The sequence below is a fragment of the Pseudomonas fluorescens genome, from assembly GCF_902497855.1.
Classification (GTDB): domain Bacteria; phylum Pseudomonadota; class Gammaproteobacteria; order Pseudomonadales; family Pseudomonadaceae; genus Aquipseudomonas; species Aquipseudomonas fluorescens_BI.
Genome location: NZ_CABVHU010000014.1, coordinates 142,388 through 154,924 on the forward strand (window position 1 = coordinate 142,388; position 12,537 = coordinate 154,924).

Sequence of the window (12,537 nt, forward strand, 5' to 3'; positions counted from 1 at the left end):
AGGGTTACAACCTTGGTCTAGGCTTTTGGGTCTGGAACTTAAAACCCAAGGAGAGTGCACCATGAGTATTTTTAGCTTTGTGAAAGAAGCAGGCGAAAAGCTTATCGATCTGCTGACGCCGGGCAATGCCAATGCCAGCGAGCAGTTGAAGGAGCACATCAGTAAGGTCGGCCTGGGTAACCCGAATGTGCAGGCGACAGTTGATGGCGACAAGGTCACCGTGACGGGTGAAGTCGGCAGTCAGGAAGAGAAGGAAAAGATTCTGTTGGCGGTGGGCAACATCGCCGGCGTGGGGAGCGTCGATGACCAGATTACGGTGACCGGGCCGGTGGTGAAGGCTGCAACCTTTGTCACGGTTGTGAAGGGCGACACCCTTAGTGCGATTTCCTTGCGCGTGTATGGCGATGCCAACAAGTATCAAAAAATCTTCGAGGCCAATAAGCCGATGCTCAAGGATGTGAACAAGATTTATCCGGGGCAGTCGTTGCGGATTCCTGAATAAGGCTCAAGTCCGTGAGATGGCCTTCGCGGGCAAGCCTCGCTCCTACAGAGCGAGGCTTGCCCGCGAAGGACGCGACTCGGTCTAAAGCCCTGCAATGAGCTCCCGATAATCCCCAACCGCCGCAAACTCTGCCGTGTCCTTCGGTCCCTTGCGGCTGTCCGGCTCACTCACCGCCAACAGATGCGCCACACCAAAATCCCGTGCACTGCGCAGGATCGGCAAGGTGTCGTCGATAAACAGGCTGCGCGCCGGATCGAAACCGATGTCTGCCTGCAAGGCATCCCAGAACTGCGGGTTTTCCTTGGGGAAACCGTAGTCGTGAGAGCTGATCAAACGCTCGAAGTACGGTGCCAGTTCGATTCTTTCCAGCTTCAGTGACAATGAATCGCGGTGGGCATTGGTGATCAGCACCACGCGCTTGCCGGCCTGCTTGATCGCCGCCAGGAACGTGTCCGCATCCGGGCGCAGGGCGATGAGGTGGGCGGTTTCCAGTTTCAGCTCGCGCACCGACAGCTTCAGCTCGGCGCTCCAGAAATCCAGGCAATACCACTGCAACTGACCGGCATGGCGTTCGAACAGGGGCTGCAATTCCATCTCGGCCATGGCCCGGCTGACCCCGTGCAACTCGGCGTAGCGCTGGGGCAGGTGCTCCAGCCAGAAATGGTTGTCGAAGTGCAGGTCCAGCAGCGTGCCGTCCATGTCCAGCAGAACGGTGTCGATGTCGTGCCAGGGCAGCAGGGACATAAAAAACTTCTCCAGCGGTAAAAAAGATATCCGGGGTAAACAATCAGGATAGGCCGGGTATAGTAACCCGCTATCACCCAGGAGCCGCTCATGCGCCAGAAACCCACCATCCTCGCCCGCGAGATCGTCGCCACCAGCCGTTTATTCTGCGTCGAAGCGTTGCAGTTGCGCTTTTCCAACGGCGTAGAGCGCACTTATGAGCGACTGGTCGGCAAAGGCACCGGGTATGGCGCGGTGATGATCGTAGCTATGCTGGATGCGGACCACGCGGTGCTGGTCGAAGAGTATTGCGGTGGCACCGATGAATACGAGTTGTCCCTGCCCAAGGGCTTGATCGAGCCGGGCGAGGACGTGCTGGCGGCGGCCGAGCGTGAGCTCAAGGAAGAGGCGGGGTATGGCGCGCGGCAACTGGAACATTTGACCGAGTTGTCGTTATCGCCCGGTTACATGAGCCAGAAGATTCAGGTGGTGCTGGCCACCGATCTGTATGAAGAACGTCTTGAAGGCGACGAGCCTGAGCCAATGGGGGTGGACAAGATCAACCTGCGTGAGTTGTCGGCGTTGGCGCAGAACCCGCGGTTCACCGAGGGGCGTGCCTTGGCGTCGCTGTATCTGGTCCGTGACCTGCTGACTCAGCGCGGGGTATTTCTGCCATGAACTTCCCTCATCCGTTGATGGCGCCAGTGGTCGAGCTGGCATTGAAGGCGGGTGAATCGATCCTGCCGTTCTGGCGCATCGGCACCGCCGTGACCGCCAAGGCTGACGACTCTCCGGTCACTGCCGCAGACCTGGCCGCCCACCATCTGATTCTGGCCGGGTTGACCGCGCTGGATCCGACGATTCCGGTTTTGTCTGAAGAAGACGCCAACATCCCGCAGAGCGTACGCGCCGGCTGGCAGCGCTGGTGGCTGGTGGACCCGCTGGACGGGACCAAGGAATTCATCGCCGGCAGTGAAGAATTTACCGTCAACATCGCGTTGATCGAGCAGGGGCGGGTGGTGTTTGGCGTGGTGTCGATGCCGACCAACGGCCGCTTTTATGTCGGTGGCGCGGGTCTGGGCGCCTGGCGGGGAGACAAGGGTAGCGAGCCGGCGCCGATTCAGGTGCGTGACGTGCCAGCGACAGGCGAAGCGTTCACGGTCGTCGCCAGTCGTCGGCATTCGAGTCCGGAGCAGGAGCGTTTGCTGGCCGGGTTGAGCGATAACCTGGGTGAGCTGCAATTGGCCAATATCGGCAGTTCGCTGAAGTTTTGTCTGTTGGCGGAAGGGGCCGCGGATTGTTATCCGCGCCTGGCGCCGACTTCGCAGTGGGACACGGCGGCGGCACAGGGTGTGTTGGAAGGGGCCGGGGGCGAGGTCCTGGATTTGCGCGGTCAGCCGTTCTGCTATCCGGCGCGGGAGTCGTTGTTGAATGAGTATTTCCTGGCGCTGCCGGCCAAGGCTGCATGGCGGGAGAAGTTGTTGGCGTTGGCGCGTAGCTAAGATCGTTCCCACGCTCTGCGTGGGAATGCCTCAAGGGACGCTTCGCGTCCAGTGACGCGGAGCGTCACGGGCTGCATTCCCACGCAGAGCGTGGGAACGATCCATCGGCCCTGATTTCTATCGATGCAGGACGTACTGACCCACAAACGTCACCGCATCCTCCTCACTCCCCGCATTCACAACCCTCGAATGCAATGTCAACCGCGCCCGGCCATAACGTTCATACATCGCCAGAAACTTCTTCCAGAGCGCCGCACTCGGCGCCTGGCAAATCGCGATGGCATCGCGGGTCACCGGCAGTGGATAGCTGATGTGCCCTTCCTGGATCACGATATGCCCGTCCTCGACGCCGGCTTCACGCAGGCGTAAATGCAGCCAGCCCCAACCGGCCAGCACCGCGCCGCAGTACAGACTGCCACCGAACATGGTGCTCTTGTGGTTGACGTTGGCTTCCAGCGGCAGGTGCAGGCGCAGTTGCTGGTCGTGCCAGTCGAGTACTTTGAGACCCATGTCCCGCGTCAGGGGAATGTCGTGGTGAAGGATCGACTCCAGGTGACGGCTGTCGCGGTTCATTAACGGGCCTCAGGCATCAAGATGATGGTTTGACGATAGCTCAGTCGAGCTCCTCGTTAGTGGTGTGGGCTGCGCTGTCGGCGAAGTTCAGCCCGTGCTTGCGCAGTTTGTCGTGCAGGGTTTTGCGCGGAATGCCCAAGGCTTCGGCGAGGCTGCGCACGGAGCTGTGAGAGCGTGCCAGTTCCGCAGCAATCAGGCTCTTTTCAAAGTGTTCAACTTGCTCGCTGAGACCGCCGCCGACCACCTCTACCGTACTGCCGGCAGCCGCGTCAGGCGCGCTGTTGTCCAGCGCAAGTTCCAGGCCCAGGGCAAAGCGTTCGGCAGCGTTCTGCAGTTCTCGCACGTTGCCGGGCCAGGTATGGCGCAGCAGCAGGGCACGTTGTGCCGGTTGCAGTTCATGGGGGGGCAAACCATGGCGGGCGCTGGCTTCATCGGCAAAATGCTGGAATAGCATCAGCGCATCTTCACCGCGCTCACGCAGCGGCGGAATGCGCAACGGCGCGACGTTCAGGCGGTAATACAAGTCGGCACGGAAGCGCCCCTGATCGGCGGACTGGCGCAGGTCTTCCTTGGTCGCGGCGATGATGCGGATGTCCAGCGGGATCAGCTGGTTGCCGCCCAGGCGCTCGACCACGCGCTCCTGCAGCAAGCGCAGCAATTTCACCTGCACGTCCAGGCTCATGCTTTCGATTTCATCGAGGAACAGCGTGCCGCCGTTGGCGAATTCGAACTTGCCGATGCGGCGCTTCTGCGCGCCGGTAAAGGCGCCAGGCTCGTGGCCAAACAGCTCGCTTTCAACCACCGATTCGGCCAGGGCTCCGGCGTTGATCGCCACGAACGGACCGTTACGTCGACTCGACAGGTCATGCAGCGCCCTGGCCACCACTTCTTTGCCGGCACCGGTTTCGCCGAGGATCAGCACGTCGGCCTTGGTCGCCGCCAATGCCCCGATCTGTTCGCGCAGTCGCAGCATCGGCGCCGATTGCCCGACCAGTCGGGCGCTCAGCGCATTACGATCGCTCAGCGCCAGTCGCAGGCTACGGTTGTCCAGCACCAATCGGCGCAAGGCCAGCGCGCGACGTACGCTGTCGAGCAGCGCGTCACTGGCGAAGGGTTTTTCCAGAAAATCATAGGCCCCGGCGCGCATCGCTTGCACCGCCAGCGGCACATCACCGTGCCCGGTGATCAGCAGCACCGGCAGCTCCGGGTCTTGGGCGTGAAGTTCGGTCAGCAGTTCGATACCGTCCATGCCGGGCATCCGGATGTCACTGACGACCACGCCTGGCCAGTCGCGCTCCAGTTGCCCGGCCAGGCCCTTGGCTTCGGCGAGCGGCAGGATCTTCAGCCCGGCCAGATCCAGGGTCTGGCTCAAGGCCTGGCGCAGGTGGGGATCGTCGTCGATCAACACCACCTGGATGCGGTTATCGATGGTCATGCACTTCGGTCCTCGGACGGTTGCAGGCTCACACCCGGTGCGCCTGGGCGCAACTTCAGGGTAATCAGGGCGCCGCCTTCCTTGTGGTTGGAGAACGACAGTTCCCCGCCAAAGGCGCGCATCAGGGTTTCACAGATCGCCAGCCCCAACCCAAGACCCTGGGTGCGGGTCTTGGTGGTGTAGAACGGCTCGCTGGCGCGACCCAGTGCCTCCAGGCAGAAGCCGGGGCCATTGTCGCGAATGTATAGAGTGACGCCATCGGCGGTGGATTGGGCACTCAACCAGAGTTTACGCGGCGGACCTTTTTCCGTCAGGGCATCGAGGGCATTGGCCAATAGATTGCCCAGCACCTGGCGCAGACGGGTTTCCCCGGCCTCGACCCACAGGGTGGCGGCCGGCAAATCGCGGATCAGTTCGACTTCCATGCTGCGTCGGCGCTTGGCCAGCAGTGCCAGGGCATCGTCCAGCGCCGGTTGCAGGGCGACACTTTCCGGGGCGTGGCGATCACGCCGGGCGAAGGCGCGCAGGTGAGCAATGATCGAGGCCATGCGCCCGGTCAGTTCGCTGATCAACTTGAGGTTGCCGCGGGCATCGTCGGTGCGCTGGTGGTCCAACAGGACTTCGGCGTTCTCCGCATAACTGCGGATCGCGGCGAGCGGTTGATTGAGTTCGTGGCTGATGCTCGCCGACATCGTGCCCAGCGCCGACAACTTGCCGGCCTGCACCAGATCGTCCTGGGCGCGAACCAGTTCCTGTTGGGCCTGTTCGCGCTCGAGCACTTCCTCTTTCAATCGTCGGTTGAGGCCTTGCAGGTCGCTGGTCCGCTCGGCGACCCGACCTTCCAGTTCGCGCCGGGCCTTGGCTTCGAAAGCGATCCGCTCCAGGTAGTGGCGCCGACGCTGCATCATCAGGCCGAGCAACAGCATCAACACCAACAGGGTCGCGCCACCGATGGCGACCACGGTGCGCACCGGACGATCGATCAGGGTACGTGGGGCGAGGATGCTGACGTTCCAACCGGTTTCTTCGATCTGTTGGGTCTGGGTCAGCCAGGCGTCGGGGTTGAGGTTCAACGGTTTTGGATCGCGGGTCGGGTAGGGTTGGATCGCAATGATGGCCTTGCGCTCTTCTTCGCTCAACGGACGGGTCGAGCGGAATCGCCACTCAGGCCGTGAAGTGAGAATGACCACACCGTTATGGTCCGTCAGCAGCAGTTGTTCCGGGGTTTTGCCCCAGAGGCTTTCGGTGTGGTCCAGGTCGACCTTGACCACCAGCACGCCGAGGATTTTCTCGCGATCGCGCACTGGCGCGGCGAAGAAGTAACCGCGCTTGGCCGACGTGGTGCCCAACCCGAAAAAGCGTCCGAGCCGTCCAGCCATGGCTTCGCTGAAGTAGGGCCGGAAGGAAAAGTTACGCCCGACGAAACTGTCGTGCTTATCCCAATTGGACGCGGCCAACGTCTTGCCCGTGGAGTCCATCAGGTACATGACTTCGGCGCCGGTCTGGGCGCTGATGTTTTTCAACAGTCGGTTGGCGTTGCCCTGGGTGATGCTTTCGTCCGGTGCGCCGAGGACGGCTCGCAGGGCCGGCAGCTCACCGAGGATCTGCGGCAGTACTTCATAGCGGTGCAGGGTGCCCAGCAGGTTGGCGACGTAGAGATCGAGGGTCTGACGGTTCTGTCCGGCCAATTCGCTGCGGTAATAGCGCTCGGCCAGATGCTCCAGCGGCCACAGCAATGGCGCCAGGCACAGCGCGAGCAGTGCCAGGCTGCGCCAGCGGGGTCTGCGAGGAAGGGTCGGAGTCATGAGCATCGAACGCCTGTGGGTACAGGCGCATTATGCCTAGGCTTGCGGGCGCAGTCTGCGCGCCGTGGGGGTTGCGTATCGTCCCCGGCAGTGGCGATATAAGCGCCTAATAAAATTTCAGGGGTCGTTGTATGCCGCTCGCCACGTTGATTCATCGCGCCAGTCTGCCCGCTCCGCAAGTGTCGATGGCGCAAGCCCTGCAGCTGCTAGAAGGGCATTATGGGCTGAGCGGCAGGTTGCAGGCCCTCGGCAGCCAGCAGGACCTCAACTATCGCGTTGACAGTGACCGAGGGCAATTCGTCCTGAAAATCTGCCGTGGCGATTATTCGGCGCTGGAGCTGCAAGCCCAGCATGCAGGGCTCAGGCATCTGGCTGAACATGCCGGGGTGCAGGTGCCACGGGTGATCCCTGCGCACAATGGTGCAGACCTGCTGACCCTGGACGTCGGTGGCCAATCGGTGCATGTGCGCCTGCTCGATTACATCGAAGGCCAGTCACTCACGCACCTGGATCACCTGCCCGGTTCAGTGGTGGCCGGGTTCGGTCGACTGTGTGGTGAAATGGATCTGGCACTGGCCGGCTTCGATCATCCGGGCCTCGAACGTACGCTGCAATGGGACGCCCGCCATGCCAACGCGTTAATCGCCCATCTGCTGCCAATCATCAAGGACGATCAGCAACGCGCGCTGATCGCCGACGTGGCCGAACGTGCCGAGCGCCATTTGCAGCCGCTTGTGGATAAGTTGCCGGTGCAGGCCATCCACATGGACATTACCGACGACAACGTGGTCTGGCAGCGTGATTCGCAACGCCAATGGCAATTGCAGGGGGTGATCGATTTCGGCGACCTGGTTCGCACCTGGCGCATCACCGATCTGTCGGTGACGTGCGCGGCGTTGTTGCATCACGCCGGTGGCGATCCTTTCTACATCTTGCCGGCGGTCCAGGCTTATCACGCACTCAACCCGTTGCAGCCTGCAGAGCTGCTGGCGCTCTGGCCGCTGATTGTCGCGCGGGCGGCGGTGCTGGTGCTCAGCGGCGAGCAGCAGGTCAGCATCGATCCTGATAACGAATACAGTCGCGACAACCTGACCCATGAGTGGGAAATCTTCCGCGTTGCCACCTCGGTGCCGTTGGCGTTGATGGAGGCGGCGATTCTTGCCGCGGTCGGTCAGGGCCTGCCGACCATCGACACCGAAGGTTTTGCACCGCTGCTGCCGGGTCTGGTGGGTCGTGAGTTTGCCTTGATCGATTTGGGCGTGCTCAGCCCGCATTTCGACGCGGGTAACTGGGAGCAGGCAGGAATCGACCAGCGTCTGTTGGCCGAAGCGGCTGCGACTCACGGTCTGGCGGCCAGCCGTTATGGGCAATACCGGCTGTCTCGTACCCGGCCGGACAGTGCCATTGAACCGGACACGTTCCCGCTGCACGTCGAGTTGCAAGTGCCCCATGGCACGGCTGTGGAATCGCCGTTTGCCGGTGTGGTGCATCAGCCGGCGCCCAATCTGTTGCAACTGGACGGCCCGCAATTGAGCGTGCGCTTATGGGGCGTGACGCCGTCGCTGCTCACAGGCGCGGCGCTGGTCAAAGGCCAGGTGCTGGGTTCGGTCAGCGGGCTGTTGGTGGTGCAGTTGTGCCGAGGCACATCGTTCGATGCGCCGCTGTTTTGCACGCCATCGCGCGCCGCTGCCTGGCAAGCGTTGTGCCCGTCGCCGGCGGCGTTGCTGGGGCTGGCCTGCGATGTACAAGAGGAGCTCGACTCGGCGACATTGCTGGCGCGCCGCGACGCCAGTTTCGCCCGCACGCAAAAACATTATTACATCGACCCGCCGCGCATCGAACGCGGCTGGCGCAATCACCTGATCGACATGCAGGGCCGGTCTTACCTCGACATGCTCAACAACGTCGCGGTGCTGGGCCATGGTCACCCGCGCATGGCCGCGGTCGCCAGCCGTCAGTGGTCGCTGCTCAACACCAACTCGCGGTTCAACTACGCGGCGATCGCCGAGTTCTCCGAACGCTTGCTGAAGTTGTCGCCGGACTCCATGGACCGCGTCTTCCTGGTCAACAGCGGCAGCGAGGCCAACGACCTGGCGATTCGCCTGGCGTGGGCCTACAGCGGCGGGCGCGACATGCTCAGCGTGCTGGAGGCCTATCACGGCTGGACAGTGGGCGCGGACGCGGTCTCGACCTCGATCGCCGACAACCCCCGGGCGTTGAGCAGCCGCCCGGACTGGGTACATCCGGTGACCGCGCCGAACACCTATCGCGGCGAATTCCGCGGCGCCGGCAGCACACCGGACTACGTTCGCAGCGTCGAACACAACCTGGCAAAAATCGCCGGCCAGAACCGTCAGCTCGCCGGTTTCATCTGCGAACCGGTGTATGGCAACGCCGGCGGTATCTCGCTGCCGCCGGGCTACCTGAAACAGGTCTACGGGCTGGTTCGCGCCCAGGGCGGCGTGTGCATCGCCGACGAAGTGCAGGTCGGTTACGGGCGCATGGGCAACTTCTTCTGGGGCTTTGAAGAGCAGGGCGTGGTGCCGGACATCATCACCATGGCCAAGGGCATGGGTAACGGCCAGCCGCTGGGCGCAGTCATCACCCGCAGGGAGATCGCCGAAGCGCTGGAGGCCGAGGGTTACTTCTTCTCGTCAGCTGGCGGTAGCCCGGTCAGTTGCCAGATCGGCATGGCGGTGCTGGATGTGATGGAAGAAGAAAAGCTGTGGGAAAACGCGCAGGTCGTGGGCGGGTATTTCAAGCAGCGCCTGGAGGCGCTGATCGATAGTCATCCGCTGGTGGGCGCGGTGCATGGTTCCGGCTTTTACCTGGGCGTCGAGCTGATTCGCAACCGTGAAACCCTGGAACCGGCGACCGAAGAAACCACCGCGCTGTGTGATCGACTTCGGGAGCTGGGGATTTTCATGCAGCCGACGGGTGATTACCTGAACATCCTCAAAATCAAACCGCCGATGGTCACCTCGCGCCAGAGTGTGGATTTCTTCGTCGACATGTTGGCGAAGGTGCTAGCGGAAGGTCTGTAAACACCTGACCCCTGTAGGAGCTGGCTTGCCAGCGAAAAACGCCAAGGCACCGCGTTTAAGCAGAAAACACGCGTTATCGTTGACGGCCATCGCGAGCAAGCTCGCTCCTACAGGGAGTGTAAATCTCGATTATTATCGGTTTTTTTTCCTGGGAATACGACGGAAGGAAGTGATACTGCTTCTAAAGCCGATATTTATCGGATATAAAGTCGTCGTCGCCTAGGGTGTGCCTCATCACACCCGGTGCTTCCCATTTTTGTCATCGGTCGACGCCACACTCGACCCTCAAGCACTTGCTCAGGAGCCGATTCATGAGCCGTATCGTTACCGTCGCCGCTACCCAGATGGCTTGTTCCTGGGACCTGGAAGCCAACATCGAGACCGCCGAGAAGCTGGTCCGTGAGGCCGCGGCCAAAGGCGCGCAGATCATTCTGATCCAGGAGCTGTTCGAGGCTCCCTACTTCTGCCAGAAGCCGAACCCGGATTACCTGCAGCTGGCGACGACCGTTGAAGACAACGTCGCGATCAAGCATTTCCAGAAAGTCGCCAGGGAACTGCAAGTGGTGTTGCCGATCAGCTTCTATGAATTGGCTGGCCGCGCACGTTTCAACAGCATCGCGATCATCGATGCCGACGGCAGCAACCTCGGGATTTATCGTAAAAGCCACATCCCGGACGGCCCTGGCTATCACGAAAAGTATTACTTCAACCCGGGTGATACCGGCTTCAAAGTCTGGAACACCCGTTACGCGAAAATCGGCGTGGGCATCTGCTGGGACCAGTGGTTCCCCGAGTGCGCCCGCAGCATGGCGCTGCAAGGCGCGGAAATCCTGTTCTATCCGACCGCCATCGGCAGCGAGCCACACGACAAGACCATTTCGTCCCGAGACCACTGGCAGCGTGTGCAACAAGGCCATGCCGGCGCCAACCTGATGCCGCTGATCGCCAGCAATCGCATCGGCAACGAAGAGCAGGACGGCTACGACATCACGTTCTACGGCTCGTCGTTCATCGCCAACCAGTTTGGTGAAAAAGTTCAGGAGCTCGACAAAACCGAAGAAGGTATTCTGGTGCACAGTTTCGACCTCGACGAGCTCGAGCATATCCGTAGCGCGTGGGGGTCTTTCCGTGATCGTCGCCCAAACCTGTATGGCGCGCTGAAAACCCTCGACGGTTCCCTGGAGTCCTGATCGCCATGACCACTTTGAACAGCACCCCTCGCGCTGATGGCTTTTACATGCCGGCCGAATGGGCGCCACACACCCAGACCTGGATGATCTGGCCCGAGCGCCCGGACAACTGGCGCCTGGGCGGCAAACCGGCGCAAGCAGCGCACGTGGCGGTTGCAAGAGCCATCGCCCGGTTCGAGCCGGTGACCGTGGCGGTATCCGCCGGTCAGTACGAAAACGCTCGCACCCGTCTCGACGTGCCGAATATTCGCGTAGTTGAAATGTCCAGTGATGACGCCTGGGTCCGCGACACCGGCCCGACGTTCGTGATCAATAACAGTGGCGAAGTCCGTGGTGTGAATTGGGACTTCAACGCCTGGGGCGGTTTTGACGGTGGTCTGTATTCGCCATGGAATCGCGATTCGCAGGTCGGCGGCAAGATCCTCGAGATCGAACGTAGCCCGCGCTACCGCACCGAGGGCTTCGTGCTCGAAGGCGGCTCGATTCACGTCGATGGCGAAGGCACGCTGATCACCACTGAAGAATGCCTGCTCAACCGCAATCGCAATCCGCACCTGAACCGGGCAGAAATAGAAGCGCAGCTCAGCGCGAATCTGGCTGTGGATAAAATCATCTGGCTGCCGGACGGGTTGTTCAACGACGAAACCGATGGTCATGTGGATAACTTCTGCTGCTATGTGCGCCCGGGTGAAGTGCTGTTGGCCTGGACCGATGATCCGCAAGACCCGAACTACCCGCGTTGCCAGGCCGCCATGAAAGTGCTGCAAGGCAGCACCGACGCCAAGGGTCGCCCCTTCACGGTGCACAAGATGCCGATTCCGGGGCCGCTGTATGCGACCGAAGAAGAGTGCGCGGGTGTCGATCCGGTGGACGGCACTCAGGAACGCAATCCGACGGTGCGTCTGGCCGGTTCCTACGTGAACTTCCTGATCGTCAACGGTGGCATCATCGCGCCAAGTTTCGACGATCCGTTGGACGGTCCGGCAAAAGAGATTTTGCAGGCGCTGTTCCCGCAGCACGAAGTGGTGATGGTACCGGGGCGCGAACTGTTACTGGGTGGCGGCAATATCCATTGCCTTACCCAACAACAGCCTGCGCCACACCAGGAGTGAGTGCCGTTGTAACAGCTTGAGTTACCTGCAAAATCGACCCGGCAGGGCTTTCTCCTCAGCGCCTTGCAAAGAGCCCGCAGCCCATCAGGATTGCGGGCTCTTTTGTCTCCGCCCGTCGACGATTACGGTACCTTGGCACAGCTCTTGTATCAGTCCTGGTGTCAAGCAGGGAGGGGAGAACTGCGATGTTCTGTCATAAACCTTGGATAAGTTAGCCGCTCACAAACCAGGAGAGAGCGTGGACATGAACGCCGAAGTCAATGCAGTGAGCGAGCAGGCGTTGCATCCCCTGGCAGTAGATAGCGAATCGCTCCAGATCCTGGCGCACTGGTTGAAGTCCAATGGAACGCGTTCGATCGAAGACACTGATCCGCGCCGGACGATGATCGAGCGCTACCCGGCTGGTTTGTTCAGCGAAGCGGAACTGGAAGCGTTGTGGGATGTGATGGAAGGATAAAAGAACAACAAAGGATTGATAAAAGCGCTGCCGGGATGGCGGCGCTTTTTTTATGTGTGCCGAATGTGTGGAAATCACGCAGGCCCCCTGTAGGAGCTGGCTTGCCAGCGAAGGCGTAATAACTTCCAACATCAATGTTGGACGTGATGGCCTCTTCGCTGGCAAGCCAGCTCCTACAGGGGTTTTTGCGGTGC

The 12,537-nt window shown here is 61.3% G+C and carries 11 protein-coding genes; 7 read left to right on the plus strand and 4 right to left on the minus strand.

The window, feature by feature from the left end; genetic code table 11:
- Positions 1 to 61: 61 nt before the first annotated feature.
- On the plus strand, positions 62 to 502 hold the full coding sequence (gene lysM, locus F8N96_RS25400; protein ID WP_017335932.1) for a peptidoglycan-binding protein LysM: 441 nt from the start codon (positions 62 to 64) through the stop codon (positions 500 to 502).
- A gap of 81 nt (positions 503 to 583) precedes the next feature.
- Here the strand turns inward: lysM and yrfG are convergent, their stop codons facing one another.
- The gene (yrfG, locus tag F8N96_RS25405) at positions 584 to 1,246 is read right to left on the minus strand and encodes a GMP/IMP nucleotidase (RefSeq protein ID WP_150800146.1); all 663 of its coding nucleotides are present in this window, start codon (positions 1,244 to 1,246) and stop codon (positions 584 to 586) included.
- Between the two features lie 90 nt (positions 1,247 to 1,336).
- Between yrfG and nudE the strand changes: the two genes are divergently transcribed.
- Together nudE and cysQ are read left to right on the plus strand one after the other, a co-directional pair.
- Positions 1,337 to 1,903, plus strand: coding sequence for an ADP compounds hydrolase NudE (gene nudE / locus F8N96_RS25410; protein WP_150763299.1), 567 nt, complete (start codon positions 1,337 to 1,339; stop codon positions 1,901 to 1,903).
- Positions 1,900 to 2,727: a 3'(2'),5'-bisphosphate nucleotidase CysQ gene (gene cysQ, locus F8N96_RS25415; protein WP_150800147.1), complete on the plus strand. Its 828-nt coding sequence runs from the start codon at positions 1,900 to 1,902 to the stop codon at positions 2,725 to 2,727. Before nudE ends, cysQ begins: the two co-directional genes overlap by 4 nt.
- Positions 2,728 to 2,844: 117 nt before the next feature.
- On the opposite strand, the gene F8N96_RS25420 is transcribed toward cysQ, so the two are convergent.
- The 3 genes from F8N96_RS25420 to F8N96_RS25430 are packed head-to-tail and all read right to left on the minus strand — an operon-like array spanning position 2,845 to position 6,540.
- Positions 2,845 to 3,300 carry a thioesterase domain-containing protein gene (locus F8N96_RS25420; RefSeq protein ID WP_150800148.1) on the minus strand — a complete coding sequence of 152 codons (456 nt, stop codon included), beginning with the start codon at positions 3,298 to 3,300 and terminating at the stop codon, positions 2,845 to 2,847.
- Positions 3,301 to 3,340: 40 nt separating this feature from the next.
- Entirely contained in the window at positions 3,341 to 4,735 is a 1,395-nt protein-coding gene (locus tag F8N96_RS25425) for a sigma-54-dependent transcriptional regulator (protein WP_150800149.1), read from the minus strand.
- Positions 4,732 to 6,540: a sensor histidine kinase gene (locus tag F8N96_RS25430; RefSeq protein WP_150800150.1), complete on the minus strand. Its 1,809-nt coding sequence runs from the start codon at positions 6,538 to 6,540 to the stop codon at positions 4,732 to 4,734. The genes F8N96_RS25425 and F8N96_RS25430 overlap by 4 nt, the downstream gene beginning before the upstream one ends.
- A gap of 131 nt (positions 6,541 to 6,671) precedes the next feature.
- On the opposite strand from F8N96_RS25430, the gene F8N96_RS25435 reads away from it, so the two are divergent.
- The 4 genes from F8N96_RS25435 to F8N96_RS25450 all read left to right on the plus strand — a co-directional run bounded on the left by F8N96_RS25435 (position 6,672) and on the right by F8N96_RS25450 (position 12,343).
- Positions 6,672 to 9,584, plus strand: coding sequence for an aminotransferase (locus F8N96_RS25435; RefSeq protein WP_150800151.1), 2,913 nt, complete (start codon positions 6,672 to 6,674; stop codon positions 9,582 to 9,584).
- A 311-nt stretch (positions 9,585 to 9,895) separates the two neighbouring features.
- The gene (gene aguB, locus F8N96_RS25440; RefSeq protein ID WP_064675413.1) at positions 9,896 to 10,774 is read left to right on the plus strand and encodes an N-carbamoylputrescine amidase; all 879 of its coding nucleotides are present in this window, start codon (positions 9,896 to 9,898) and stop codon (positions 10,772 to 10,774) included.
- A gap of 5 nt (positions 10,775 to 10,779) precedes the next feature.
- Positions 10,780 to 11,886, plus strand: a complete 1,107-nt coding sequence (gene aguA, locus F8N96_RS25445) for an agmatine deiminase (protein WP_150800152.1) — start codon at positions 10,780 to 10,782, stop codon at positions 11,884 to 11,886.
- Between the two features lie 244 nt (positions 11,887 to 12,130).
- Entirely contained in the window at positions 12,131 to 12,343 is a 213-nt protein-coding gene (locus F8N96_RS25450) for a hypothetical protein (protein WP_150800153.1), read from the plus strand.
- Positions 12,344 to 12,537 lie beyond the last annotated feature (194 nt).

What these genes read in the sequence shown, in the direction of transcription:
- F8N96_RS25435 (WP_150800151.1), top strand. Translation starts at nt 6,672, where the DNA reads ATGCCGCTCGCCACGTTGATTCATCGCGCCAGTCTGCCCGCTCCGCAA.
- nudE (WP_150763299.1), top strand. Translation starts at nt 1,337, where the DNA reads ATGCGCCAGAAACCCACCATCCTCGCCCGCGAGATCGTCGCCACCAGC.
- F8N96_RS25425 (WP_150800149.1), bottom strand. Translation starts at nt 4,735, where the DNA reads ATGACCATCGATAACCGCATCCAGGTGGTGTTGATCGACGACGATCCC.
- F8N96_RS25430 (WP_150800150.1), bottom strand. Translation starts at nt 6,540, where the DNA reads ATGACTCCGACCCTTCCTCGCAGACCCCGCTGGCGCAGCCTGGCACTG.
- F8N96_RS25450 (WP_150800153.1), top strand. Translation starts at nt 12,131, where the DNA reads ATGAACGCCGAAGTCAATGCAGTGAGCGAGCAGGCGTTGCATCCCCTG.
- aguB (WP_064675413.1), top strand. Translation starts at nt 9,896, where the DNA reads ATGAGCCGTATCGTTACCGTCGCCGCTACCCAGATGGCTTGTTCCTGG.
- cysQ (WP_150800147.1), top strand. Translation starts at nt 1,900, where the DNA reads ATGAACTTCCCTCATCCGTTGATGGCGCCAGTGGTCGAGCTGGCATTG.
- lysM (WP_017335932.1), top strand. Translation starts at nt 62, where the DNA reads ATGAGTATTTTTAGCTTTGTGAAAGAAGCAGGCGAAAAGCTTATCGAT.
- aguA (WP_150800152.1), top strand. Translation starts at nt 10,780, where the DNA reads ATGACCACTTTGAACAGCACCCCTCGCGCTGATGGCTTTTACATGCCG.
- F8N96_RS25420 (WP_150800148.1), bottom strand. Translation starts at nt 3,300, where the DNA reads ATGAACCGCGACAGCCGTCACCTGGAGTCGATCCTTCACCACGACATT.
- yrfG (WP_150800146.1), bottom strand. Translation starts at nt 1,246, where the DNA reads ATGTCCCTGCTGCCCTGGCACGACATCGACACCGTTCTGCTGGACATG.